This window comes from Rothia endophytica, from assembly GCF_928381505.1.
GTDB classification, from domain to species: Bacteria; Actinomycetota; Actinomycetes; order Actinomycetales; family Micrococcaceae; genus Rothia; species Rothia endophytica_A.
Map to the genome: position 1 here is coordinate 396785 of NZ_CAKMSJ010000001.1, position 23700 is coordinate 420484.

At 56.8% G+C, this 23700-nt stretch carries 25 protein-coding genes; 11 read left to right on the plus strand and 14 right to left on the minus strand.

Annotation, left to right across the window (positions count from 1 at the left end; translation table 11 throughout):
- Window positions 1–17 precede the first annotated feature (17 nt).
- Window positions 18–1490: a phosphatase PAP2 family protein gene (locus tag L6990_RS01820; RefSeq protein WP_237202359.1), complete on the plus strand. Its 1473-nt coding sequence runs from the start codon at window positions 18–20 to the stop codon at window positions 1488–1490.
- 83 nt (window positions 1491–1573) lie between these two features.
- Here the strand turns inward: L6990_RS01820 and L6990_RS01825 are convergent, their stop codons facing one another.
- Window positions 1574–2488 carry an MBL fold metallo-hydrolase gene (locus tag L6990_RS01825; protein WP_237202360.1) on the minus strand — a complete coding sequence of 305 codons (915 nt, stop codon included), beginning with the start codon at window positions 2486–2488 and terminating at the stop codon, window positions 1574–1576.
- A 159-nt stretch (window positions 2489–2647) separates the two neighbouring features.
- On the opposite strand from L6990_RS01825, the gene gluQRS reads away from it, so the two are divergent.
- The 5 genes from gluQRS to L6990_RS01850 all read left to right on the plus strand — a co-directional run bounded on the left by gluQRS (window position 2648) and on the right by L6990_RS01850 (window position 8350).
- Entirely contained in the window at window positions 2648–3658 is a 1011-nt protein-coding gene (gluQRS, locus tag L6990_RS01830) for a tRNA glutamyl-Q(34) synthetase GluQRS (RefSeq protein ID WP_440480470.1), read from the plus strand.
- Window positions 3659–3679: 21 nt separating this feature from the next.
- The gene (locus L6990_RS01835) at window positions 3680–4621 is read left to right on the plus strand and encodes an EamA family transporter (RefSeq protein WP_237202361.1); all 942 of its coding nucleotides are present in this window, start codon (window positions 3680–3682) and stop codon (window positions 4619–4621) included.
- A gap of 202 nt (window positions 4622–4823) precedes the next feature.
- Window positions 4824–6320 (plus strand): sodium/proline symporter PutP, encoded by a 1497-nt coding sequence (gene putP / locus L6990_RS01840; RefSeq protein ID WP_237202362.1) that lies wholly within the window; start codon window positions 4824–4826, stop codon window positions 6318–6320.
- A gap of 98 nt (window positions 6321–6418) precedes the next feature.
- Window positions 6419–7372, plus strand: coding sequence for a 1,4-dihydroxy-2-naphthoyl-CoA synthase (locus L6990_RS01845; protein ID WP_237202363.1), 954 nt, complete (start codon window positions 6419–6421; stop codon window positions 7370–7372).
- A gap of 30 nt (window positions 7373–7402) precedes the next feature.
- A complete protein-coding gene (locus tag L6990_RS01850; RefSeq protein ID WP_237202364.1) occupies window positions 7403–8350 on the plus strand; it encodes an exonuclease domain-containing protein in 948 nt (315 codons plus the stop codon).
- 135 nt (window positions 8351–8485) lie between these two features.
- Here the strand turns inward: L6990_RS01850 and L6990_RS01855 are convergent, their stop codons facing one another.
- Both L6990_RS01855 and L6990_RS01860 read right to left on the minus strand, forming a co-directional pair.
- A complete protein-coding gene (locus L6990_RS01855; RefSeq protein WP_237202365.1) occupies window positions 8486–8707 on the minus strand; it encodes a hypothetical protein in 222 nt (73 codons plus the stop codon).
- Window positions 8704–8898: a hypothetical protein gene (locus L6990_RS01860; RefSeq protein ID WP_237202366.1), complete on the minus strand. Its 195-nt coding sequence runs from the start codon at window positions 8896–8898 to the stop codon at window positions 8704–8706. The genes L6990_RS01855 and L6990_RS01860 overlap by 4 nt, the downstream gene beginning before the upstream one ends.
- 95 nt (window positions 8899–8993) lie before the next feature.
- On the opposite strand from L6990_RS01860, the gene L6990_RS01865 reads away from it, so the two are divergent.
- The gene (locus L6990_RS01865) at window positions 8994–10253 is read left to right on the plus strand and encodes an AMP-binding protein (protein ID WP_237202367.1); all 1260 of its coding nucleotides are present in this window, start codon (window positions 8994–8996) and stop codon (window positions 10251–10253) included.
- Between the two features lie 116 nt (window positions 10254–10369).
- Window positions 10370–11287, plus strand: coding sequence for a 1,4-dihydroxy-2-naphthoate polyprenyltransferase (locus L6990_RS01870; protein ID WP_237202368.1), 918 nt, complete (start codon window positions 10370–10372; stop codon window positions 11285–11287).
- A gap of 94 nt (window positions 11288–11381) precedes the next feature.
- On the opposite strand, the gene L6990_RS01875 is transcribed toward L6990_RS01870, so the two are convergent.
- Window positions 11382–11666, minus strand: a complete 285-nt coding sequence (locus L6990_RS01875) for a DUF4229 domain-containing protein (RefSeq protein ID WP_237202369.1) — start codon at window positions 11664–11666, stop codon at window positions 11382–11384.
- Window positions 11667–11761: 95 nt separating this feature from the next.
- Here L6990_RS01875 and L6990_RS01880 point away from each other — a divergent pair, with 95 nt between their 5' ends.
- The 3 genes from L6990_RS01880 (at window position 11762) to L6990_RS01890 (ending at window position 13797) form a co-directional block, all read left to right on the plus strand.
- Window positions 11762–12172 (plus strand): PLD nuclease N-terminal domain-containing protein, encoded by a 411-nt coding sequence (locus L6990_RS01880; protein WP_237202370.1) that lies wholly within the window; start codon window positions 11762–11764, stop codon window positions 12170–12172.
- A 216-nt stretch (window positions 12173–12388) separates the two neighbouring features.
- Entirely contained in the window at window positions 12389–12736 is a 348-nt protein-coding gene (locus L6990_RS01885; protein ID WP_237202371.1) for a PadR family transcriptional regulator, read from the plus strand.
- The gene (locus L6990_RS01890) at window positions 12733–13797 is read left to right on the plus strand and encodes a hypothetical protein (RefSeq protein ID WP_237202372.1); all 1065 of its coding nucleotides are present in this window, start codon (window positions 12733–12735) and stop codon (window positions 13795–13797) included. The genes L6990_RS01885 and L6990_RS01890 overlap by 4 nt, the downstream gene beginning before the upstream one ends.
- Window positions 13798–13878: 81 nt before the next feature.
- Here the strand turns inward: L6990_RS01890 and ccsB are convergent, their stop codons facing one another.
- The 10 genes from ccsB to L6990_RS01940 form a co-directional block, all read right to left on the minus strand.
- Window positions 13879–14961: a c-type cytochrome biogenesis protein CcsB gene (gene ccsB, locus L6990_RS01895; protein WP_237202373.1), complete on the minus strand. Its 1083-nt coding sequence runs from the start codon at window positions 14959–14961 to the stop codon at window positions 13879–13881.
- Window positions 14962–15026: 65 nt separating this feature from the next.
- On the minus strand, window positions 15027–16622 hold the full coding sequence (gene resB, locus L6990_RS01900) for a cytochrome c biogenesis protein ResB (protein WP_237202374.1): 1596 nt from the start codon (window positions 16620–16622) through the stop codon (window positions 15027–15029).
- A gap of 32 nt (window positions 16623–16654) precedes the next feature.
- Window positions 16655–17407, minus strand: coding sequence for a cytochrome c biogenesis CcdA family protein (locus tag L6990_RS01905; RefSeq protein ID WP_237202375.1), 753 nt, complete (start codon window positions 17405–17407; stop codon window positions 16655–16657).
- Window positions 17400–18008, minus strand: coding sequence for a TlpA family protein disulfide reductase (locus tag L6990_RS01910; protein WP_237202376.1), 609 nt, complete (start codon window positions 18006–18008; stop codon window positions 17400–17402). The genes L6990_RS01905 and L6990_RS01910 overlap by 8 nt, the downstream gene beginning before the upstream one ends.
- Before the next feature lie 52 nt (window positions 18009–18060).
- The gene (locus L6990_RS01915; protein WP_237202377.1) at window positions 18061–18750 is read right to left on the minus strand and encodes a histidine phosphatase family protein; all 690 of its coding nucleotides are present in this window, start codon (window positions 18748–18750) and stop codon (window positions 18061–18063) included.
- Between the two features lie 75 nt (window positions 18751–18825).
- The gene (locus tag L6990_RS01920) at window positions 18826–19080 is read right to left on the minus strand and encodes a glutaredoxin family protein (RefSeq protein WP_237202378.1); all 255 of its coding nucleotides are present in this window, start codon (window positions 19078–19080) and stop codon (window positions 18826–18828) included.
- A gap of 73 nt (window positions 19081–19153) precedes the next feature.
- Window positions 19154–19252 carry a 30S ribosomal protein bS22 gene (locus tag L6990_RS01925; protein ID WP_005504750.1) on the minus strand — a complete coding sequence of 33 codons (99 nt, stop codon included), beginning with the start codon at window positions 19250–19252 and terminating at the stop codon, window positions 19154–19156.
- 259 nt (window positions 19253–19511) lie between these two features.
- A complete protein-coding gene (locus L6990_RS01930; RefSeq protein ID WP_237202379.1) occupies window positions 19512–21410 on the minus strand; it encodes a FadR/GntR family transcriptional regulator in 1899 nt (632 codons plus the stop codon).
- Between the two features lie 45 nt (window positions 21411–21455).
- Window positions 21456–22313: an ArsR/SmtB family transcription factor gene (locus L6990_RS01935; protein ID WP_237202380.1), complete on the minus strand. Its 858-nt coding sequence runs from the start codon at window positions 22311–22313 to the stop codon at window positions 21456–21458.
- 129 nt (window positions 22314–22442) lie between these two features.
- Complete coding sequence (locus L6990_RS01940) at window positions 22443–23651, minus strand: acetoin utilization protein AcuC (protein WP_440480471.1); 1209 nt, start codon at window positions 23649–23651, stop codon at window positions 22443–22445.
- Window positions 23652–23700 lie beyond the last annotated feature (49 nt).

A 23700-nucleotide genomic window follows, 5' to 3' on the forward strand; every position in this document is an offset into this window, starting at 1 on the left:
GGTAGTTGGGGTTCACTGTGAATTTTGAGAAGCGCACCGACCGCGCTCAAACCGCTCTGCCTGAAGATGCAACAGAGGTGCTTCCCCCGAGCACTTACCCTCAACGGGGCGCCGACAATGACGCCACTGTTGTGCTGCCTACCCGGCACTATGATCGCGCTGAGAACACCGACTCCACAGCTGTGCTGGACGTTTCAGGACAGGGCCGCCCCGAGGCGTCCTATAAGACCAATGCCAAGACCTCTGATACCGCTGATACTGAAGTGCTCACTGATGCAACAGAGCCGCTTGCGACGACTCGCCCAGCCTCAGTAGGTTCTCGTCTGCTATCGTCGGTTGCCGCCCAAGGAAAGCGAACCGCAGAACGGGTCAAAAAAGAAAGGTCTGCCCGTAAGGCTGAGAAGGCGCAGAAGATGAGCGCCAAACCAGCCTCAGCGCCCACCGTGCCCGGCAACCAGCAGTTCACCCCACCAGCTGCTCAGCACAACCCCGGCAACCTTATGTTTGGTGGCAGAATGAGCAACCAGCAGCCTTCCTCCTACGGGTCACAGGTTGCACCGGCTACCTCTGCCGAGAATTCCCCCTCGGGCAGACTGCATATGCTGACTCCCTCGCACATCCGTCAGACTCGCCCTTCCCTCTGGACGCTGCTGCAGCACTTCTTTGCTGCCAGCACGATGGTCTTTCTGCTCATTGCCGCGATAGTCTTCTTTATTACCACCCCTGCCGGCCAGCAGCTAGATGAAACCTCCTTTCAGGAGTTCTCCTACCAGTTCATGCTCTACACCCAGCAGACCTCTAATCTGCTGGATATGATTCCGGCAGCAGCGGGCGTCATCGCAGCCGTAGGCATTCTCTTTGTGATGATTTGGAAGCACCGCTTTGTGCCTGCTCTGGTGGGCCTGGGTATGGCAATAGGTGCTAACATCACCACCCAGCTGCTCAAGAACTATTTCATCGTCAAACCCAACCTGGGTTTACAAGAGGCAGCTATCAACTCAGCGCCGTCCGGTCACACGACCTTTGCTGCAGCTGCCGGGCTGGCACTTTTCTTAGCCTCGCCCAAACGCTTTCGGCCCACTGTGGCGCTTTTTAGCATGGTATTCACGGTTGCTGCCGGCTACTCCACCGTGGTCAATGGCTGGCACCGCCCCTCCGACGTTGTTGCCGCTATTCTCGTCACCGGGCTTTGGGGCATCCTGGGGCTCATCATTCTCCGCTTCATGCGCTCTGAAGAGCTGGACATGAGTGATACCCAGCGCTCCGGGCTTATCCTGGTCCCCCTCCTCACCATCACGGGTTTCTTTGTGGGGTTCTGTGCCTTCTCGCTCTACTGCGTCACCTGGTTCAATCCCATCCCGGGTAGCTCTTTCGTGGCAGCAATCTGCATGATTGCAGCGGTAGCGGCGCTCACCACTAGCATGCTCATTGCCCTGCTCCGGCCGCAGAATAAGCAGCGGAGTGCCTACCGTAAGGTTTGGGTCTACTAGAAACCGCATCTACTCATACAAATGAGGGCGCTGGCTCCCCTACCGCGTAGGAGAGCCAGCGCCCTCTATTGTTGTACTAGCCTCTAGCCGTTGCCCAGGGTAATAGGCCCGGTGAGCCCTGAAGGCTCAGCGGCATCAAAGTTAACGGCGGCAAGGGGCTGGCCCTGCTCTTCAAAGCTCTGCAGCTTCTGCAAGCGATCAAGCAGAATGCGGGTAGAGCCACCTGAGTAGGGCAGCTGGTACATAGAGGCAGTAGTCGCACCCTTCACCCGAGTGAGTGCTGATTCAGAGATTTTCTGCACGGCGTCCTGCATGGTTTCTGCCATGCGCTCAATGAAGGTGCGCTCCACGGGGCTACCGTGGCCGGGGACGAAGATACGGTAGCGATCCAGCCCCACCAGAGTATGAAGAGTTTTGACCCAGAGTTCAGGGAAGGAGTCATCGAAGGCGGGGTCTGAGCCCTGCTCCACAATGTCACCGGTAAAGAGAACGTCATCGACGCCCACCAGAATGTCATTGTCGGTGTGCGCGAGCCCCAGGTATATGAGGGTGATAGCACGTTCACCGAGTTCGACGCGGGTAAAGGCGGGGCGGGTGCCGTCACCGGGCAGGAAGCGGGTGGGGGGCACAAGCTCAGTGTTGGGGCCCTGAGCATGCGCCATTTCCGGTTCTAGCACCTCGACGTAGGGGCGTTGGGCGTCCCCGTACTTTTCGATGGCGCGGCCTGCGCGGGGGTGGGACCAAAAATCAGTGACACCGTCTGCTTTGAAAACAGCGTTGCCCATGAAACGGTCAAAGTGAGCGTGGGTGTTCACCGCGACCAGGGGGAGGTCTGTAATACGCCTGATGGCGCGCAGAATTTCGGCACCCTGGCGCGGGCCAGCACCGGTGTCAACAATCATGGCGCGCTCAGCACCAACAATCAGACCGGAGTTGAGACGGTAGTTATCAGTGGAAATCTGATAAATGCCGTCGGCAATTTCAATAGTTCTAGCCATACTTCTAAAGTTACTGGAAATCTGCGCCCTATTTGCCCTAAAAGTACACTGTGTGCACCGGTTTCTTGGGGCTAGTCATCATTGAGCGGAGAGTTTTCCCTCATCAGCGTGTTTTGGTGGGGAAAAGCACGCGATAGTGATAGCTAGAGGCGGCATCAGATGGGAGCTGCAGGGTTAGCTGTTTTTTACCACTCCACTACACTGGGAAGCGTGTTAGATTCTCCATCATCAGTACCCGCATCACACCCCTATGGCGGCCGCTATGCGCCTTCCCCTTCGGGTGATTTACACTTGGGCAACCTGCGCACAGCTCTCTTGGCCTGGCTCATGGCTCGCAGTGTGCAGGGGCGCTTTGTGATGCGAGTGGACGATCTTGACCGGGTCAAAAAAGGGGCAGCCGAGCGGCAACTGGCTGACCTCGCAGAGTTGGGGGTGGACTGGGATGGCGACGTACTCTATCAGTCCAGCCGCCTGGCGGCCTATGAGGACGCCGTGGAGCAGCTGCGCCAAGCTGGGCTGGTCTATGAGTGCTACTGCACCCGTAAAGAGATTCAGGCAGCATCAACGGCACCGCACGGTGCTCCAGGAGCCTACCCCGGCACCTGTCGCGACCTCACCGAGGCAGAGCGTGAAGCACGTCGAGCTCAACGGCCTGCGGCATTGCGGCTCAAAGCTGAGACTTCACTGTGGGAGGTCACCGACCGCTTTGCCGGGTGCTACACCGATACCGTCGATGATTTCGTGCTGGTTCGGGGCGATGGGGTTTTTGCCTACAATCTCACCTGCGTCATCGATGATGCCTTTCAGGGTGTTACCGAGGTGGTGCGCGGGGATGACCTGCTGCCCAGCGCGCCGCGTCAGGCTTATGTGTCGCATCTTCTGGGCTTAGATGCCCCTCTCTACGCCCACGTCCCCCTGGCGCTTAACAGCAGTGGTGCGCGCCTTGCTAAGCGCGACGGGGCGGTGACGCTGGCGGATCTCCGGGAAGCGGGAGTCAGCACCCGCCAGATCATGCGCATGATTGCAGCCTCTATCCCCCTGCCCCCAGTCACCGATGACAAGGGTCAGACCCACCTGCCAGAAACAGCGGAACAGATGCTTGAGGTATTCTCACCAGCTATGATTCGCCAGCAGCCCTGGATCGTGACCGACCCACTGACCAGCGACTAATCCAGCCCGAAAGGGTATACCGTGAGCCTGACCGACCGCATTCCCCAGCACCGCAGGGGCACCGCCGCACTGTTGTTGATTATGGCGGGTTCCCTGGGCATTCAGTGCACCGCTGCCCTGGCATCCTCCCTCTTCGGGGCTTTTACACCGACCGAAGTTGCTGCCCTGCGAGCGCTACTGGCCGCCGCCACCCTGCTGCTCTTAGTGCGCCCCAACCCGCTGAAACTCAACCGCAAGGACTGGGTGCAGGTGGTGGTCTACGGGGCGGTACTGACCCTTATGAGCATCTGCTTTTACAACGCTATTGCCCTCATCCCGCTGGGCGTAGCGGTTACCTTTGAGTACCTAGGGGCTTTTCTGGTGACCCTTCTTGGAGTGCGTAGGCTCAGGGACGGGCTTTTCGCCCTCTTTGCGTTAGCCGGGGTCGTCATGATTGCTGCACCCACCATGGCGGGGGACGCTGCCCCCATCGGTTTTCTCTGGGCGCTTGGTTCAGCAGGGTCCATGGCTGGCTACACCCTTTACTCTGCACGCATGGGTACGGTCTCGCCAGCGACAACCGGGTTGCGCGGCACCGCCCTAGCACTCGGGGTATCAGCCCTGATGCAGCTCCCTCTTGCTGCCCCTGCGGTGGGCCGACTGGATGCAGAAGCCTGGCTGATCCTGGCGATCACAGCGATTTTTGGGGTAGCGCTTGCCTACTCGGCAGATAATATCGCCGGTCAGCTCACCAGCGCCGCGGTGATAGGAGTGCTCTTCTCCATTGATCCTGTTATTGGCGCTATTGCTGGCACTGTACTACTGGGCGAAGTGCTCTCCTGGCGGGCTTATGCGGGCATTGTCCTTATTGCCGCCTCCGGGGCTTACATCGTCTGGAGCACTAACCGCTCAGCTATCCACCTCACAACGCACACAGGAATGCTTCCGGTTACCTCCACCCCACCAAAAGGTAAGCAGAGCTGAACGATAGGCGGAGGGCATTCGAAAGGTTGCATTTACACCGCATTAGTGTCACCGCAACCCTAAGCGTGTAAGCTAACCCACATATCATTAATTGAGAGCATAAAGAGTTACAAAAAATACATGATGTACTTTAGAAACTCTACACACTTATCTGGTGCACTAGCAGAGACCACACCCTGCGCACCATCTACAAGGGAGTCCCATGAGCGATACAGCCTTCCAACTCATCGCGCTCGCAATCTATTTTGCCGCCATGATCGCAATCGGCTTCTGGGCAAGCCGCAAAAACACCAACCTCGACGACTACGTACTCGGCGGCCGAGGGCTGACACCCGGCGTCGCTGCGCTCTCAGCTGGCGCATCCGATATGTCTGCCTGGCTACTCATGGGCATCCCGGGCATTATGTACATGGTGGGCCTCTCTGAAGCCTGGATCATTATCGGTCTAACCATTGGCGCCTGGCTCAACTGGAAGCTCGTAGCCCCCCGCCTGCGTACCTACACCGAGGTTTCCCGCAACTCAGTCACGGTCCCCGCCTTTTTCGGCAACCGCCTGCGCGACAAAACCCACATCCTGCGCATCGTTGCGGCCATTATCATTCTGGTTTTCTTCACCTTCTACGCCTCGTCCGGCATGGTAGCTGGCGGCAAGTTCTTCCAGTCCTCCTTCGGTGGCGACTACCTCACCGGCATGCTCCTAGTCACCGGCATCACCGTGCTCTACACCCTCTTCGGCGGGTTCCTGGGCGCCTCCTACACCGACACCGTGCAGGGTCTACTCATTTTTGCCGCGCTTGTCTCCATGCCCATCATGGCCTTCTTCTATGTAGGTAGCTGGGACGATTTCTACACCACCGTTACCACCCAGAACCCGCAGGCACTGTCACTCTTTGCCGGAACCACCGCTCTCGGTATTATCTCAGCGGCATCTTGGGGCTTGGGCTACTTTGGGCAGCCGCACATCATCGTACGCTTTATGGCACTGCGCTCCCCCAAGGACGCCCCCGTTGCCCGCCGTATCGGCATCAGTTGGATGGTCCTGAGCATGGTTGGCGCTATGTCTATTGGCCTCATCGGTCTGGCTTACTTCACCCGCCACCCCGAAGCCACCCTCACCGATACCACCTCAGCAGAATCAGTGTTCTTGGATCTAGCGCAGATTCTGCTGCATCCCCTGGTTGCTGGCTTCGTTCTCGCTGCAGTTCTTGCAGCCATCATGTCCACCCTGTCCTCACAACTGGTCGTCTGCTCATCAGCGCTGGCAGAGGACCTCTACAAGGTGGTTTCGCACAAGACTCTCTCCAACAAGGTGTCCCTTCGCCTGGGCCAGGCTGGCGTTCTCGCTGTCTCACTGGTTGCAGCGTTGCTGGCCCTGAACCCCGAGTCATCAGTGCTTGAGCTGGTCTCCTTCGCCTGGGCCGGCTTCGGCGCAGCCTTTGGTCCGCTTGTTCTACTCTCGCTCTACTGGCGCAAGCTCACCGCCTGGGGTGCTATCGCAGGTCTCATCGCGGCGTCGTCAACCGTCTTCATCTGGGGCAACACCGAAGCACTGCACTCGACCATGTACGAGATTGTGCCCGGCTTCATCATCAACCTGGTGGTCGCTGTAGTGGTTTCGCTCATTACCTACAAGGCGAACTCCGTTGAGGCCGCTGAAATCAACGAAGAATTCGACCGCGCAGTAGCACTCACTCGCTAAGCTAAGAGTTCAAACTGGCAGGACACCGGTGGGCAGGCCAATAAAACGGCTGGCCCACCGGCGTCCTTTTGTCTGCTCTGAAAGCTAGACTAGGGAGCATGACTAACGCTCTTCCCGAAAAAGTATCTGACATTTTTGACCCCAACTCCTGGCGCCTGGTGGAAGGTTTTGAAGACCTCACCGACATCACCTACCACCGTCAGGTTGAGCGTGATGAGGTAGGTGCGGTGGTGCGCGATTTACCTACCGTGCGCGTTGCCTTTGACCGCCCCGAGGTGCGCAATGCCTTTCGCCCCCACACCGTGGATGAGCTCTACCGGGTGCTGGACCATGCCCGCATGACCTCTAACGTGGGCACCGTGCTGCTGACCGGCAACGGCCCCTCCGCCAAGGACGGCGGCTGGGCTTTCTGCTCCGGTGGAGACCAGCGTATTCGCGGCCGCGATGGCTACCGCTATGCAGAGGGCGAGAACGCAGACAGCATCGACCCCGCTAAAGCTGGGCGTCTGCATATTCTTGAAGTGCAGCGTCTGATCCGCACCATGCCCAAGGTTGTTGTGGCGCTGGTATCGGGCTGGGCTGCCGGTGGCGGTCACTCTCTGCACGTGGTGGCTGACCTGACCATCGCTTCAGCGGAGTACGGCAAGTTCAAGCAGACCGATGCAACCGTGGGTTCTTTTGACGCCGGTTACGGCTCGGCTTTGCTGGCGCGTCAGACCGGGCAGAAATTTGCCCGCGAGATTTTCTTCCTGGCTAAGGAATATGATGCTCAGCGCATGTACGAGATGGGTGCTGTGAACGACGTGGTGCCCCACGAGGAGCTGGAGCTCAAGGGCCTGGAATACGCGGCGCATGTTGCCCGCCAGTCGCCTCAGGCTATCCGCATGCTCAAGTTCGCTTTCAACCTGCCGGATGACGGCATGGTGGGCCAGCAGGTCTTTGCCGGCGAGGCAACCCGTATGGCATACATGACCGACGAAGCGGTAGAGGGCCGCGACGCTTTCTTGCAGAAGCGCGACCCCAACTGGGAAAGCTACCCCTACTACTTCTAGTAACTGTTTTAAGTGTGAAAGGAGGTCTCAATGATGCCTACACCAAGTCTGAATTTTGTGGCTGTGGACTTTGAGACGGCTAATGCCTCCAGAGCTTCTGCCTGCGCTGTGGGACTAACAAAGGTCGAATCAGGACAAGTCGTTGAGACTGTTTCATGGCTTATCAAGCCTCATGCATCAATTTCTGACTTTCACCCCATTAATGTAAGCATTCACGGTATCACTGCAAAGATGGTTGAAGATAAGGGAATTTCTTGGGAAAAATCTATTGAGCGCATGAAGGATTTCATCGGCGACTTCCCAGTTGTAGCTCATAACTCTGGCTTTGACCGTTCCGTTTGGAACCATGCCAATCTCATTGCGGGTTCTGCTGAACTTGCACCTGATTTTTTCTGCACGCTCAGCCTTGCTCGCCGGTTTACATCTTCTGGCGCCTTGAAGGGGCTGGTTACTCATCGCTTGAATGACCTTGCTGATCATTTCAATCTAGAGCAGGTTCACCACCATGAAGCTGGCGAAGACTCCCTTATTGCCGCGCAAGTTGCCATCAAATTAATGGATATATCAGGTTCGAAGACTATTGAACAGGCTTGGGGTAGACCAACGAGTTCGGGGCCGATACGATCACACCGCGCTCCTGTTCCGGTGAAAGTTCGACAGAACAATCTTCCATCTGTGGTTCAGACTGCTGCGCCCCCTGAAGGCATAGCTGGTGAGGTTTTTACCTTGACCGGGGCTTTAGAGGCCATGCGACGCGAAGATTGCTGGGCGGCTATTGAAACCGCTGGTGGTTCCATTGCTAAATCAGTGACTAAGAAAACCACCGTTTTAGTAATTGGCGCTGGAGCGAGTGAGAGTATGCCACCCTTACTCGGTGAAAACAGTAAAGAGAAAAAGGCTATATCGCTGCTTGAAGAAGGGCAAAGCATCGCGGTAATTGGTGAGCCTGACTTGTTGATATTGCTCAACGATAATTAGTCGCCAAAACAAAACAACTCGTTACCGGTGGCCAGGAGGCTGGGAGACTTGAGCCAAGGATGAATATGGCCCGGTTTTCGCATCGAAAACCGGGCCATACATATTTACTGAGCTTTCTTGCAGTTATCTCGACTGCTAAATTTCTGTAGTCTTCTGCGCCCTGCGCTGGTCAATAGCGCGTTCCTCGAACTCCAGCTCAATGATGCGTAGCTTGTTCTTGCGGTGCCAGGTCAGCATGACCACCACGCCGAAAATCATCAGGAAGAGCATAAACGCCAGGTACAGCAGACCAATGATGGTAACGCTCGCTTCTAAAGCATTAGGAGCCAGCGGGTTATTGACAGCTGTAAATATCATGATGTTGCACCGCCTTTACCGTTTTCGCCCAAGCCCAGGCGCTTACGAATCACCCGAATCTCGGTCTTATTCTTTTTGTGGAAACCCATGAGTACTACCACGCCCAACACCAGGACGCCCAGAACCAGGAACCCGTAGATTCCGGTAAAAAGCAGCACAAGGAAGAGGTCGCCGCCAGTTGCCATGTCCATGAAGCCTTCTCTCTTTTACTCTGCGTACCTTCTGTTGCCTACAACACTAACAGTTCACACCAAGCGGCTAAAGTGCGCCAGCGTAAACTAGCCCTATGCTTATCTCCCAGCTCAGCCCCGCCGTAGCACCGCACTCCACCGATGCACGCTTCACCGAGCAGACAGCGGTGGTTGGTGGGGGCGGTCACGTGGATGCCAACGCGCTACTGGGAAAATTCACTGCCAGTTTCAGCCAACTCGATAGCCGGCCGGATGATTTTGCACTGGTGGTAACGACCAGCGGCTCAACGGGAACACCCAAACAAACCGCCCTCACCACCGCCGCCCTTGCTGCTTCAGCACGAGCCACCGAGGCTTTTACAGGCACCAGTCACGCTCAATGGCTACTAGCTCTGCCGCTACGCTACGTCGCTGGCACTCAGGTTGTAGCGCGGTCAGCCTTAGCAGGCACTACCCCGGTACTTACCAAGTCCATCAGTAACGGTGCCCCCTTTAACGCGCAAGACTTCGTGAACAGTGCCAGCGCACTGACCGCCGAACACCGTATGACATCGCTAGTGCCCACCCAGCTGCATAAGCTGCTGGAAACCGCGGAGAGCGACCCCCAGATGAGCAGTGAAATTCTGGATGCCCTGCGCAGTTTTGACGCCCTGTTGCTAGGCGGCGCCCCGGCGAGCGCTGCCCTCCTCAAGCATGCCCAGCACCTCGGTGTGAAGGTATTGACAACTTACGGCAGCGCAGAAACAGCCGGGGGCTGCGTCTACTCGGGAGCGCCCCTACCCGGCGTCCAGGTGCATATCGAACCTGAAACAGATGAGGACGCCGCTTCTAGTAGCGGCCGTATCTGGTTGGGCGGCCCCACCCTAGCGCCCGGTTACCTCGATGACCCGCAACGCACTGCTGCCCATTTCTTTACGGGCCCCGATGGCACCCGCTGGTACAAAACTGATGACCGCGGCACCTTCACAGGCTCACTCACGGTGCTAGGAAGAGCTGATGACACCATCATCACCGGAGGCCTTAAAATAAGTGCCGGGGTGCTGGCTCGCCTGCTTGAAACCCACCCCTCTGTGCGCGAGGCGCTAGTCGTTGGTCTGCCGGACGCCCGCTGGGGGCAGGTGCTAGCCGCGGGCCTAACCCTGCGGCACGGTCACCCCGAGACAGAAATCCCTGGGCCTCTAGACCCGGGCAGCCCGCTAGCCACCCAGCTCTCTGATTTGGTGACCCAGAAGCTAGGCAGAGCCGCTGTCCCTAAACTCGCTCGGGTCTACACCGACTTCCCCACGCTCTCCACCGGCAAGCCAGACCGAACCACCGTCACCTCTCACCTTGAGCAGTATCACCGGCAGCAGTGAGCGACCCCAACTGCCTTACCCGGCCGATTCTGCGCGTCCAGGGGCAAAAATGAGACAATAGTGTGTATTTGTCTGCCACGGGTGCCCGTGGCAGTAACCGATGAAAGCGAGATAACGTGGCAACTGTTGCACAGTGGGTTGAAGGAGCACGCCTTCGCACCCTGCCCCTAGCCGTTGCACCCATCATCGCAGGGTCAGCCGCTGCCTACGAGGTAGGTGAACTGCACCATTGGCGTGCTCTACTCGCTTTCCTCGTTGCCTTCTTCTTGCAGGTGGGCGTCAATTATGCCAACGACTACTCAGACGGCATCAAGGGCACGGACGAAGTTCGGGTCGGCCCACTGCGTCTGGTCGGCAGCGGTGTAGCCTCCCCCCGTTCGGTCAAGATAGCTGCCTTTATCTGCTTTGGGCTAGCGATGCTGGCGGGTCTGGGGCTGGTCTATCTTTCTCAGCAGTGGTGGTTCCTTGCAATCGGAGCTTCAGCAGTTCTGGCTGCCTGGGGTTACACCGGCGGTAAACACCCTTACGGCTATATGGGTCTGGGCGATGTTTTTGTCTTCATCTACTTCGGTCTGGTCGCCACCCTGGGTACTATGTTCACCCAGACGGCCCAGCTCACCCTGACATCCATTGTGCTGGCAGTTGCTATGGGCCTGTTCTCTTGCGGGTTGCTGATGGCTAATAACGTGCGTGATATCCCCACCGATATAGACGCCGGTAAGCGCACCCTCGCCGTCCGCCTGGGAGATACCATCTCTCGCAGAACCTACGCGGCTGAGATGATGCTGGGGCTGGGTCTCACCGTGGTGCTAGTGCCCAACAACCCCTGGTTCGCCCTGGTCTTTATCTTGATTGGCCCGGTACTGCATTCCTCAATGACGGTTCTGTCCGGCGCCCGCGGCCTTGCCCTAATCCCCATCTTGAAGCAGGCAGGCTTTGTAGCACTTGCTTACAGCTTGCTTGCTGCCCTAGCTGTGGCGCTGGCGCCGCTCGATGTATTCACCGAGCAAATTTCAGTCTTCACCGGTTACTAAAACCTCACTCAACAACAGAAAAGGTGCACCGGTCAGGTGCACCTTTTCTGAGGTTGGCGCACAGCTCTGTGCGCCTTGGGCAAGTGCCCAGGTCTTAGAAATCTAGGCCCTGTTGTTTGCGGGTTCCTTCATCTAGCTCATCCTCAAAGGCCTGGTTTTCCTCCTCAACCTTATTCTTGGCTGGGCGTCGCTTGAACCAGCCATTGAAGTCCTTAGCAGCTGCCAGATGGAGTTTGGGGAAAGCCAGATAGCTGACGGCGAAGCCGATGACCGCGCCACCAAGAATCGATAGGTAAAGCCCTGCACCGAAATAGTAGGCTACAAAGAAAGCCGCAGTAACTAGGGCAAGACGGATGAGGGTGTACTTCAGAAAATTCACTGTTCCATTCTAGCTGACGTACCCGGGGCACTGTCGGCAACGCTGTGAGCGCACAAAGGCGCCCTAGACTTTGCTCTCGTGTCACACTGGTAGGTATGGGTAGAGCTATATTAATTATTGCCGGTGGCGCCCTGCTACTAGCTATCTGGATTTATGCAATTCTTGACGCTGCGCAGGCGGAGAGCCAAAAGGTGCGTACCCTGCCCAAGGGCTTCTGGGTAGCGGTCACTATTTTGTTCCCGCTGGTGGGATCGGCGCTCTGGTTCTGGCTGGGGCGGCCCCGCAAAGATAAGTTTGGGTCTTTTGGTGCACCGGTTGAAAGGCCCCCGGTCGCTCCGGACGATGACCCCGAGTACCTTCGCTTTCTTGAGGCTCGCGCCAAGCGTGAACGCGAGGACCGCGAGCGCCAGAACCGCGCAACAGACCGCGGTGACGATGACGAGACTCAGGGCAAGGGCGACGGTGAGCAGCCAGATAGTGGCAGCCAGCCCGGCGAGCGCCCCTAGTTTCTCTGTTTGAGAGTACCCGCTTTGTATTGAAAGCACCCCTCTCGTGGGTGCCTGCTGTGCAAGGCGGGTATTTTTCTGCCCCCATGGGGCGATGGCAGCCTGGAGATGCTGCCAGGCAAGGGGTGATGCTCCATCTGGTCTGTGGATACTCTTTACATTTGCTTGAAAACTTACCTAGGTACATGTTGTACTTAGGTAGGAAGGGAGATACCTATGACAGCTAGCACCCACCCACCCGCCCTGCTCCGGGCACTCTTGCCCACCGGCGTCCTAACCTGCCTTGAAACCGGTAATCTGCACGGCTACGGCATCGCCGCCCGTCTTGAAGAATTGGGCTTTGGCAGGCTCAAAGGCGGTTCACTCTACCCGGCGCTCTCAAAACTAGAGGACGCCGGCGCCGTCACCGCTGGATGGATTGAAGGCAGCGGAGGCCCAGCCCGCCGTGAATATAGCATCACGCCCAAGGGACGCGCCAAACTGGCTCAAGAACGCGCCAGCCTCTCTGCTCTGGCATTGGCGCTAGGACAACCAGCCCATCTCACCGAGGGGATACAGCAATGACAGAGAGACCCTTTGACCGCATCAGTCAGAACCTGGCAGAAGTCAGCAACCGCCCAGAAGACCTGGACTGGGTTCAGGTTGCCTTTGGCATGTTCCTCAAAGAGAATGTTCGCCCCTCACGTGCCGAAAGTGCTATCAATGGCTGCATCCGCGCTATCGCTGACACTGGCGAGAGTGCCCACCAGCTTTTCGGCGACCCCTCAGAATGGGTCTTTAAGAAAACCGCTAGCTGGCGGCAGAAAGGCACTCAGGCCTTCGAGCCGAACGAACCCATGAACTGGTGGTGGTGTTGCCTCCTATCCTTCTTCGGCGCTGCAAAGACATCCGTACTCTTCTGGCTGTACTGTCTACTAAGCCACGAAACAACCAGCTCAAACATGGTGATTTTCAGTCTGGGTATAGGCCTTATGCTGGGTCTTATCTATTACGTCTATGCACAGGTGCTACCCCGCCGTGGCTTTGCCTGGGCTATAGCTGCAGGCGGTGCAACCACTGTGGGGCTCTCTTTTTCTCTAGCATTTGCGCTCGAACAGGCCCAGCACCTCAGCAGACCAGTTCCTATCTGGTGGCACCTAGTTGTTGCTCTGGGAATGCTTGCCCTCATTGTTCTTTTCTACAAGCTGGTGCCTGAGCCTGCTCATCGCCGTGAGGAAACCAACTACGACCCCTCTGACCAGCATGCCTGGCTTAGAACGTTTAGAACAGAGCTGAATAAACGCAATGACATGACGGGCGCCCGCGTCCGAGACGAAGTTGCCCTGGTCCTAGCGCATAGCAGGGAAACCGGCACGACCTTTGATGAAGAGTTCGGCCACCCCGTCACCTACGCTCGTAGCCTGGCAGAACAAAGCAGCGTTAAGCCCTACCGCTTAATGCTCTATGCCTTCTTCATGGTGGCTGCAGGTATCTATTGGTTTTATTCAGCTCTTACTGCTGGTGATGGAAGTGTCTGGTGGCGGGTGCCGCTTGGCCTCTTTGTTCTCATCATCCTGACGCTTGAAGCCAAGGCCTCTTGGGCAACCTACCGCAGTAGCCGCCAGGCGTCCGCCCCGGATGCCTAAGCCAATCTCAGACCGAGAAAAATACCCGCTGACCTCCCCAAAGGTCAGCGGGTATTTTTCTGTTCTAGCAAGCGCTAGGGCCTATAGACCTGAGTAGGAGTGCAGGCCAGAGAAGTAAACGTTCACCACGGTGAAGTTGAAAATAATGCAGAGGTAACCCACGATGGACAGCCAGGCTGAGGGAGGGCCGGACCAGCCGCGGGTGGCGCGGGCGTGCAGGTAGGCTGCGTAGACCACCCAGATGATGAAGGTCCATACTTCCTTGGTGTCCCAGCCCCAGTAGCGTCCCCAAGCCTTTTCAGCCCAAATAGCACCGGCGGCCAGGGTGAAGGTCCACATCACGAACCCAACGGCGTTGAGGCGGAATGAGAAATTTTCCAGGGCGGTAGATGAGGGAATCAGTCGCATAAAACCCAGGCGGGTGAGCTTGGTGCTTTGGTCAGCAATAATCTGACGTTCGCGTGAGGTCTGCACCAGCTGCAGGATTGCCATAGCGAAAGTAATGGTAAAGATTGCTGATGCCAGCACCGCAATCGATACGTGGATCACCAGCCAGTAGGACTGCAGCGCGGGCTTGAGTTGACCCACGGGCGTTGGGAAGCCGATGGTTGCTGCGGTCATCATGGTTAGCGCCAGGCCAGAGACCAGCACGCCCACAAAGCGCAGGTCGCGGAAAATCAGAGAGATCAAGAAGACTGTAACTACGAGGAAAGCACCGGTGGTGCAGAACTCGTACATATTGCCCCAGGGCACGCGGTTAGCGGCCAGGGCACGGCTTAGCACACCCGCACAGTGAATAGCAGCACCCAGCGCCAGAATCACCACAGCGGCGCGGGCAGCGGCACGGCGGGCACCGGTGTAGCGCATATCTGCATCGGCTACGTGGGCCTCGATTTTCTTGGCTGCTGAGCGCTTATAGCTCATTCCTCGTTCGCCGGTCCCCTGCTCGATACCGCTAATACGAGCAGACTTTGCGGAGCCTGAAAGCGCACCTGCGCCCACCAGTTCACGTCCCCTCACCTGTGCCTCTTCAAGGCGCTGGGTGGTGCGGGAGTTAGAGGCGATGTCCCAGGCGAAGGCGATAAACGCCACCATGTAGGTAACGGCGGCGAGGTACATGAAAAGCTCGCTCCATTGGGCAAGGTTTTCGCTAATTTCAGGCATAGTCACTCATTTCGTTGGGAAGGCAGGCGTTGGACGTCGGTGCGCTGTGAGCAGGGTGGTTTAGTTTATGCTTCATCAAATTCTAGCCCCCAAGCGGATGCAAAGAGGTCGGTCAAGCGGTCGGCTTCGTCCGCAAGTCGCGGGTCTTCACCGCGAGCGAGCAGGGCGTATTCAACGGTGAGCACGCGGTCTGCGCCTTCGCCGCTGCTGGAAGCGCGCACCCAGACACGACGACGTGCCACGAAGAGGGAGATAATAAGACCGATGAAGAGCAGGATAAAGGAAACCAGCGCAATGGGGCGACCGGGGTCTGAGCGAATTTCAAGGCCGGCGTACCGTTTGACGCCCAGCATTTCGATGGTGCCGTGACCTTCAGGCAGTTGTACTGATGGTCTGGAGCCATCGAGCACAATACCGTTGCCCTTAGCCATGGTGTTGAGGTCTTCTAGGCTGTCAACATCCAGTACATAAACGTTCTGAGGGACGCCATCATCAAGCCCCAGGTCGCCGGTATACGACTGGAGTACCAGCATGGGGTTATAGAGATCTGAGTCGATAGAGGTGGGTGCACCGTACTCGGTTTCACCGGTAGGCAGGAACATTCCCACAAAACCCAGCTGGCCGGGGTGGGCATCCGGCACCTTGAGCACAATGGAGGAAAGATAGCTCATGCCAGAGGTCAACCCCACAACGGGCCCCTCATAGGCGATGCTGCCATCGTCGTTAGTCACGCGCACAATGGGGGCATACCCGTTGCCCAAGAGGTAAATACTGGTGCCCTCAATATAGATAGGCTCATTCACCTTCAGGGTTTCAGTGCTAGTTTCGCCTTTGCTGTCCGTCAAGGTCATTTCAGCAGTGTAGCCAATGTCGTCCCCGTAGGTGGGTGACCCCTCCTGTCGGTCGTAGGCAACCTCAAAGCTATCTAGAGTTGCTGAATATGGGTTGAGCCAGTCGGGGTTGTAGTTGGTACCAGGATCGAAGGAGTCATAGCTAATAAGGGAGTTAACGAAGGTCTCGCCTTCAACCACTACTTTCTGCCCACTGTAACCAAACAGCGAACCCGCCCCGAACGCCACCAGCACACCAATCATGGCTACGTGGAAGAGGATGTTACCGAACTCCCGCAGGTAACCGCGTTCAGCACCCACGCTCAAGACACCGGGAGCATCTTCACGGGTTTCTACGCGGTAGCCACGCTTCTTGAGCACCGCCGCAGCGTCGTCGATAGCCCTGTTCGCATCTAGATCTCCAGCGCCTGCAGGGATCGTCAGGGTTCGGTGCTGAGGAAGTCTGCCAAAGTTCTTGGGAGTTCTGGCAGGGGGTGTTTTCATGGAGCGGTAGTGTTTTGCCGCTCGGGGTAGCACACAGCCAATCAGCGATATGAAAAGGAGGAGGTAAATGGAGGCGAACCACACGGAAGAGAACACATCAAAGAGCTGCAGAAAGTCAGCAATTGGCCCCCAGGTAGGGTGCGCCTCGATGTAGTCGTTGACCTTGGCGGGGTCTTGAATACGCTGCGGGAAGATGGAGCCGGGAACAGCTGCAACAGCGAGCAGCAAGAGCAAGAAGAGCGCGGTGTTCATCTTGGTCAGCTGGGTCCATGCCCAGCGGAGCATTTCGAGAGGCCCGAGCGCTGCAGCGTCTTTAGTATCAGCCATGGTTTCCTTGGAGCGTGTGTGAAGTGTGAAGTTTAAATCGGTAGTTGGTAGACCGGCATCGTGGCCTGAAACCAGGACATCATGCTAGTCCAGGCCCCGGTTGCGATGAGAATGCCAATGAAGATCAGCATGAGACCACCTAAGCGCTGCAGCGTTAGTTTGTGCTTGCGCAACCAGCCCAGGGTATTCACTCCCCTACTGACAGCCAGCGCAACCAACAGGAAGGGCACTCCTAGGCCCAAGCAGTAGGCTAGCGTGAGCGCAATGGCCTTGGTGTTATCAGACCCACCGGTGTAGACAAGAGTTTGCACGGCAGCAAAGGTGGGGCCAATGCAGGGGGCCCAGCCCAGCCCAAAGGTAATACCTAGAATGGGCGCTCCCCAGAGCCCGGCAGGTGGTTTTCTCTCAATCTTTCGGTCGCGCTGAAAGAAATTGAAGCGGCCCATGAAGACCAGACCCATGAGAATGACCAGTAAACCAAGAACCAGGTTCACCCAGGTCTGCCCCCGCAGCCAGGGGGCGGCCCCCAACTGCGCCAGCACCACTGACATCAGCACAAAAATAAAGGAGAACCCCAGTACGAAAAGCCCGATACCGGTCACGGTGCGGGCTGTACGGGCTCGCGGGCTCATCTCAGCACCGGAGAGACCGCTAACGTACCCCAGGTAGCCGGGCACCAGTGGCAGGACGCAGGGGGAAGCGAAAGAGACTAGCCCGGCTAGCGACGCAATGGGCAGCGCCAACCAGAGCGAGCCGTCTAAAACGATTTCCCCGAAGTTAGGCATTCGCCTGCTCTTCAAGAATGGTGCGCAGAATTGAGGGGTCAATCTGACCCAGGATTCGCGCGGCCACCCTGCCCTGGGCGTCCAAAACTACGGTGGTTGGTACGGCCTGAGCGGGCACATACTTGCTCAACCCCAGAAGCACCTTGCCGTTGAGGTCGCGGTAAGAGGGGTATTCAACTCCGAAGTTCTTTTCAAAGGCTTCAGCCGTGCCCTTTTCATCGCGTACATTGGCACCCAGGAAGGTGATCTTATCGCCAAAAGTCTGGTGCAGGGAGTTGAGATCAGGGGCCTCACTACGGCAGGGTGCGCAACCTGCATACCAGAAGTTCAGCATCACGGGCTTGCCACGCAGACTTGCCGCACTGAGGGTGCTACCGTCAAAGAGCTCATTTTCGAATTCAACCGGCTCGCCGCGCTCTGCCTCAGCGTACTCCGTCACGCTGCCGTCTCCGGCAATATAGCCTTTAGAATCTCCGGCGTTAGCCTGGGCTGCCAGTGAATCTTCGTCAGATGAGCAAGCGGTCAGCAGAGCTGCGCCGCCCAAAAGACCCAGGCTGAGTGCCTGTTTACGGCTGAAACGCGGTGAGATTGGTGAAGGCATGGTGCGGTGCTCTCTTCAGTAAAACCAGACGGTAGATTTAGCCAAAACTCTATTATGACCCGGGTAGCTGAATGACACCTGAGTACAGCTCGGCAGCAGGCTCAGTGTAGGTCAGACTCGGTGTACCGGGGCTGAAAATATCGTCAAAGTGCAGAGAGGTAATAGAGGCCAGGTTAGTCTGACGCTTGCGGGGATCATGGGGCAGCAGCCCACCCTCAACAGAGGTACGTGCCATCCAAATGGGTAGCTGGTGGGACACAATAATCGCTTCAGCACCAGCCCCACCCTTCTCATAAGCGGTACGAGCTGCATCCTTAATCGCCTCGGCCATACGGGTGATCTGCTGGCGGTAAGGCTCACCCCAGGATGGGCGCAGGGGGTTGAGCAGGTGCGGCCAGTGGGCAGGGTGCTTTAGCAGTTCGTCCTTGGTGACGTGCAATCCCTCAAAATAATTATCTGCCTCAATAACGCGCTCATCGTGCACCGCGGTCAAGCCCAGCAGCTCCTCAATAGGGGCAGCTGACTCCTGAGTGCGAGTCAGAGGAGAGCAGACCAGATGCACAATATTTGCACCGGCATCAGCACGGCGCTTAAACTCTTCTGCTGAGAGTCGCACCATTTTCTGCCCAGCCTCTGACAGGTGGTAACCCGGCAGCCTACCGTAGACAATGCGCTGGGGGTTGTGAACTTCACCGTGGCGCATGAGATGAACGGTAACCGGTGCTTTTTCTGAGGTAGTCATCAAACCAGTGTCTCAAAGATAGAGCGCCGGTGCCAGCGGTGACGCCCTCGTAATTACTCCCGTCTCCAGCAGATTTCAGGCTGCCAGTTTCTTTTCCAGTAGCTTAGCCAGGCGGCGAGCATTAACCTGCCAAAAATCTTTGACTTCCCCATCAACTAACAAGACCGGGATTTCGTTCTTATGCCGTTCAAAAAGCTGGGGGTCATTTTCGATATTAGTTTCGGTAAAACTCAGCCCGAAGCGGGCGGCAACTTCACCTGTAGTCTGCCGCGCAGCTTCGCAGAGGTGGCAGCCGGGCTTGGTTAACAGTTCAATCGTGGGAGTAGCCATAGAACCACTGTAGCGCTAGGGGCTTATACAGCACGAGCCCCGCACAAACTGTGCGGGGCTCGCGGTGAAGAATTTACTTCTTGTTGCGACGCTGGTGGCGAGTCTTGCGAAGAAGTTTACGGTGCTTCTTCTTAGACATACGCTTGCGGCGCTTCTTGATAACTGAACCCATCGGATTCACCTCACTTATTAAATAGTGGTCGATACCCGGCCGAACAATGCTCGCGCACGGCAAGCCTTTCGGTAGCTATCCGGGCGTTATACCGGTATAAACGCTCCAATACACGCTATTTTGGGCATAAATAACCCTAGCGCGTGAAAAAACGCTCTTCAGTCAAGAGTACAGGGTATGCCTACATTTCGCGCATTGTTCACCTGGGAATGAGAGCATTTTCTCGTTTTGGGAGGCTAAAATCACTGCCTACCCAGAGCTAGCGTTTACGGCTCTTTTGCCTCTTTTTCTTCACCGGGTGCCGGTTTGCTCCCCCGTGGGGCTGGGTTGCTGTCGCTGCCAGCTCAGATTCAGCAGCGTCCCTACCGGGCTCTGATGCAGACGCTATTTCCTCCGCATGCTGGGGTGAGCTAGCAGGATCTTCCTCTAGAGCTTCATACCCTTCTGGGACGGTGAGACCGTCAGTCTGGCCAGCATCGAGGGCTGGGGCCTCATCTGAAGGCTGTGGTTTTCGGCGTTCTGCGGAAAGAAAACCAAAGTATTCCCTGACCGCAAAACGCTTTCTGCCCGAAGTAGGGGCCTCGGGGTGGGGCCGATCCTTGGGTTCAGATTCTTGAGCTTGATTCTGTTCCCCTGAATCCACTTCTTCCTGGGTTGTTTCCTGCTGATTCTCTGTCTCTTGGGGATGTGCAGCCAGGGCAGCCAGCCTTAGCTCTTCGGCACGCAGTTTAGCTTCAAGCTCCTGAGACAGCGCTTCCCTCTCCAGTTCAGCCCGCTGTTGAGCTTGACGCTCGGCCTCCTGTTTAGCCAACCTTTTTTCTTCTGCCGCGCGTTCAGCCGCCTGGGCCTCTGCACGCTCACGTGCTTCCTGCCGTTTTTGAGCGGCAGCAGCCAGCCGGGCTTTCGCCATTGACTGGGCACGTTCAATGCGGTTCAGCTCATCTTGCTGATCAGCTAGCACGCGAGAAGTGGGAGCGCTTGCCCCTGCCTGCCCCTCATCTTGGCGACTTCCTTCTTCGGGGGTAGCAAGAGGTTGGCGGACAGGAGGTGTGATGATAGTTGCGTGAACTACCGGGCTCACTGTCCCCTTGCGGCGGCGCGTTGCACTCCCCGTGGGAACAGCCCGCAACACGGTAGGTGGCTGCGGAGCAGGGTCCTCCAGAGGTTCTGGGACTGACGAAGTCAATGCAGCCTGGGGCTCAGATACAGAATCTGCTCTAGGTTCAGGTTCCTGACGAGCTTCCAGCACCCCCTGAGCGTCCGGGGAGCCCTCCGGTTTTTCCTCGTTGGGCTCGGGCAGGGTCTGCTGCCTATCGCGGTCAGCTTCTCTAGGCTGAATGTTCTGCAAAGCATCAAAGAGCCCGGGGGTAATGGGGCCACCCCACTGCTCAGGAACTAAGTCTTGATCTTCAATATCGACCGGCACCAGGTTACTGCTCAGAGTTGGTTCCTCAGGGGCTGGTGCTTCAAGATCGAAGGGTACCTGGGCTTCAGCAAATCGTTCTTTAAGGTTAGCGATGAGCAGGGTGCGGGCCAGAGCCGGGTCTTCGGATTTCACGGCATCAAGAATTGCGCGGTACTCCATACGCAGACGCGTTGCCGTGGCACTCCACAACGGCACCTGTGATACCAGGTCAAACCTCGCTTCAATCATGGAGTCCCTCATCGTAGCCAGTAAAGCTGAGATAAGGGTATTGCCAGAAAGCTGACCGAGTTGAATATGAAAATCTGCCTCAAGATCGTGAAAATCGCTCAGGCTGGTCGCCGGGTCTGACATCTTTTGCAGGATTCTCTCTAGCTCAGGGTAGGCCGCCTGATGGGCAGGAGTTGTTGAGACAGCATGTGACTCCAGCAGCAGACAGGTCTGAAAGAGATCCCGCTGGGGTGAAGCAGAGCTAGCTAGAGAAAGACCGATAGCCGGCCCTGCTGAGACTGCTGGTTCCCGCAGTAATTCGCTCAGGATGGTTTTGCGTTTACCCATGTATAGGCGCAGCAGACCAATCTCTTCGCAGTGCTTGAGGCTCTCACGGATCTGATGTTGGCTAAGACCGGTAACGCGAGCTAGCTCCCTATCATCGGGGAGTTGATCCCCAAGGTGGAGGGTACGTGAAATCAGTTCGCTCTCGATCCAGTCGAGTAACTTCTGATGTTTAGACATGTTTCGGGGTTATTTCTCTGCTGAGGTTGAGTGAGGGGGAAGTATTTAGCGCGAACGGCGGCGCAGACGCGCTAATTTTGCAAAGAGCCCACGTTCATCGGTGTCATCTTGAGGCACGGCTAGCTTATCCTCAGCGTAGAGAGGCTGGGTGTGTTCTTCACTCTGAGCTACTTCTTGGTCTTCGATTTCAGCGGGGGCTGTGACCTCCGGGGTATCCACCGAAAGAGTTTCTTGTGGATCTTCAGAAGCGGCAGAAGCCATCTGTGTTTCTGCCGCCGAAGGTGAGGTGGGTTGAGCGGCTACGGTTGCAGAGGGGGTAAAAGGAGTGAAGGGGGTGAAGGTAATCGCAGGGGAAGAAGGCTGCGGCTCCTGAGCACGCGAGGCCTCGGGGTCTGCTGCTTCAGGTAAATCAGTTTCTACAGATTCAAGCACTTCAGCAAGTTCGGTAGTTTCAGTAGGTTCCTCAACTTCGACCTGTTCCACAGGCTGCTCGGTCAGCTGGGGTTCCACCGAGTTTTCCGGCTTGTCCTTCTCTTTAACCGATGCGGCAGGCTTGCTTAGGCTAACTTCTGGCTCTACTGGCCGCGCCTCAGCAGATAGCGCAGATAGCGGGGGGTGCTGCACGTCGTACTGTGCATCAGATGGCGACGGCAGTAAAGATGTTACCCAGTCGGTAACCCGCTCTAGGGGCTGAGGCACCAAAGAATAAAAACGCTTTTGCCCAACAGCTTCAGTCTCCACCAGCCCAGCAGTGCGCAGAACTTTGAGGTGTTTTGACACGGTAGGTTGGCTGACGCCTAATTCCTCAACCAACTCACCAACAGCGAGTCTCTCGATGGCTAAAGATTCTAAAATATGGCGCCGTGTGGGGTCAGCAATGACAGCAAAAAGATCGTCCTTCATGCCCATCATCATATACACATATATAGCCCTGCTCGCATATTGTCGCTGCTATATTTCAGGTTAATACCCAATACTCAGTCAGCACTAAGTTTTTTGGTGAAAATATCCGACGGGTTATATACAGGATGACTAGTCATACCAGGGATCGAGGCCCCACAGCGGGAAAACTTCTTTGCGGGTCGCCATGATGGTGCGATCGGTATCGTCGCCCGGGTCAAAGCCTATCTCCCATGAACGCCACCATAAATCAACGGGATCACCCATAGCAGCCGGAACTTTGGTTCCGTAGGTTTCAAGCATGTACTTCTGCCAGGACGCAGGGGTGGGCTGATAGACATCCAGAGGTTGCCCGGCGGCAACCGCCATCAGGTGGGTCCACGAACGAGGTACAGCATCGTAAACCGAGTAGCCACCCCCGCCGGTAGCAATCCAGCGGCCCTCGCAAAGCTCATCAGCCAGCAAGGAAATCTGAGCCGCAATTTCCTGCTGAGCGTTGATACTAATACTCATGTGGGACATCTCATCATTCATATGAGTATCGCAACCGTGCTGACTCAAGATCACTTCTGGTTGGAACTCCCGCAAGAGGCTGGGAACCACAGCATTGAAAGCGCGCAGCCACCCCGAATCAGTGGTGGTAGGAGGCATAGCAATATTCACCGCCGTTCCAGCGGCTTCACCCTCTGGGCCAACCTCGTTGGAAAAACCGGTGCCGGGGAAGAGGGACATCCCCGTTTCGTGAATGGAGATGGTCATGACGCGTGGGTCGTCCCAAAAAATACTCTGTGTGCCATCGCCGTGGTGGGCGTCCACATCAATATAGACCACGCGTGAAACACCCTGCTCCAACAGGTGGCTAACACCCACTGCACAGTCGTTGTAGATGCAGAAGCCACTGGCGTGGTCCCGGGAGGCGTGGTGCATACCCCCGCCAAAATTAACCGCGTGCTTAACCTTGCCATCCAAGATCGCTTGAGCCGCCTGAAAGGTTCCGCCCGCTAGTCGAGCGCTAGCCTCGTGGACCCCCTCGTAGCCCGGGGTGTCTTCGGTGCCCAAACCGCAGCTAGCGATAACCAGCGATGGGTCAGCGCTAATCTTCTGCACGGCGTCAATATAGGGGTAGTCGTGTGCCAGCATCAGCTGTTGAACGGTGGCGATTTCTGGCTTTTCGAGTTGAACCTGAGGCAGGTCAAAAATCCCCAGGTCTTTAGCGAGGGACGCTGTGGCATCGAGCCTGCTGGGATGCATGGGGTGGTAGTCACCAAAAAAATAGTTGGCCATGGCGGGGCTCCACAGCACGCGCACATCAGTGGGCTTCAGTCGTTCAATAGCCGCCATTGGCACTACTCCCTATAGGTAAGTTGGGTCACAAATACCATTAAACACA

Excerpts from the sequence above, each read along its gene's own strand:
- L6990_RS01940 (WP_440480471.1), bottom strand. The coding sequence starts at position 23,651 with ATGGCGGCTATTGAACGACTGAAGCCCACTGATGTGCGCGTGCTGTGG.
- L6990_RS01850 (WP_237202364.1), top strand. The coding sequence starts at position 7,403 with ATGATGCCTACACCAAGTCTGAATTTTGTGGCTGTGGACTTTGAGACG.
- ccsB (WP_237202373.1), bottom strand. The coding sequence starts at position 14,961 with ATGCCTGAAATTAGCGAAAACCTTGCCCAATGGAGCGAGCTTTTCATG.
- L6990_RS01910 (WP_237202376.1), bottom strand. The coding sequence starts at position 18,008 with ATGCCTTCACCAATCTCACCGCGTTTCAGCCGTAAACAGGCACTCAGC.
- gluQRS (WP_440480470.1), top strand. The coding sequence starts at position 2,648 with ATGGGAGCTGCAGGGTTAGCTGTTTTTTACCACTCCACTACACTGGGA.
- L6990_RS01935 (WP_237202380.1), bottom strand. The coding sequence starts at position 22,313 with ATGAAGGACGATCTTTTTGCTGTCATTGCTGACCCCACACGGCGCCAT.
- L6990_RS01865 (WP_237202367.1), top strand. The coding sequence starts at position 8,994 with ATGCTTATCTCCCAGCTCAGCCCCGCCGTAGCACCGCACTCCACCGAT.
- resB (WP_237202374.1), bottom strand. The coding sequence starts at position 16,622 with ATGGCTGATACTAAAGACGCTGCAGCGCTCGGGCCTCTCGAAATGCTC.
- L6990_RS01855 (WP_237202365.1), bottom strand. The coding sequence starts at position 8,707 with ATGATATTTACAGCTGTCAATAACCCGCTGGCTCCTAATGCTTTAGAA.
- L6990_RS01860 (WP_237202366.1), bottom strand. The coding sequence starts at position 8,898 with ATGGACATGGCAACTGGCGGCGACCTCTTCCTTGTGCTGCTTTTTACC.
- L6990_RS01885 (WP_237202371.1), top strand. The coding sequence starts at position 12,389 with ATGACAGCTAGCACCCACCCACCCGCCCTGCTCCGGGCACTCTTGCCC.
- L6990_RS01925 (WP_005504750.1), bottom strand. The coding sequence starts at position 19,252 with ATGGGTTCAGTTATCAAGAAGCGCCGCAAGCGTATGTCTAAGAAGAAG.
- L6990_RS01915 (WP_237202377.1), bottom strand. The coding sequence starts at position 18,750 with ATGACTACCTCAGAAAAAGCACCGGTTACCGTTCATCTCATGCGCCAC.
- L6990_RS01930 (WP_237202379.1), bottom strand. The coding sequence starts at position 21,410 with ATGTCTAAACATCAGAAGTTACTCGACTGGATCGAGAGCGAACTGATT.
- L6990_RS01920 (WP_237202378.1), bottom strand. The coding sequence starts at position 19,080 with ATGGCTACTCCCACGATTGAACTGTTAACCAAGCCCGGCTGCCACCTC.
- L6990_RS01825 (WP_237202360.1), bottom strand. The coding sequence starts at position 2,488 with ATGGCTAGAACTATTGAAATTGCCGACGGCATTTATCAGATTTCCACT.
- L6990_RS01890 (WP_237202372.1), top strand. The coding sequence starts at position 12,733 with ATGACAGAGAGACCCTTTGACCGCATCAGTCAGAACCTGGCAGAAGTC.
- L6990_RS01905 (WP_237202375.1), bottom strand. The coding sequence starts at position 17,407 with ATGCCTAACTTCGGGGAAATCGTTTTAGACGGCTCGCTCTGGTTGGCG.
- L6990_RS01880 (WP_237202370.1), top strand. The coding sequence starts at position 11,762 with ATGGGTAGAGCTATATTAATTATTGCCGGTGGCGCCCTGCTACTAGCT.
- putP (WP_237202362.1), top strand. The coding sequence starts at position 4,824 with ATGAGCGATACAGCCTTCCAACTCATCGCGCTCGCAATCTATTTTGCC.
- L6990_RS01845 (WP_237202363.1), top strand. The coding sequence starts at position 6,419 with ATGACTAACGCTCTTCCCGAAAAAGTATCTGACATTTTTGACCCCAAC.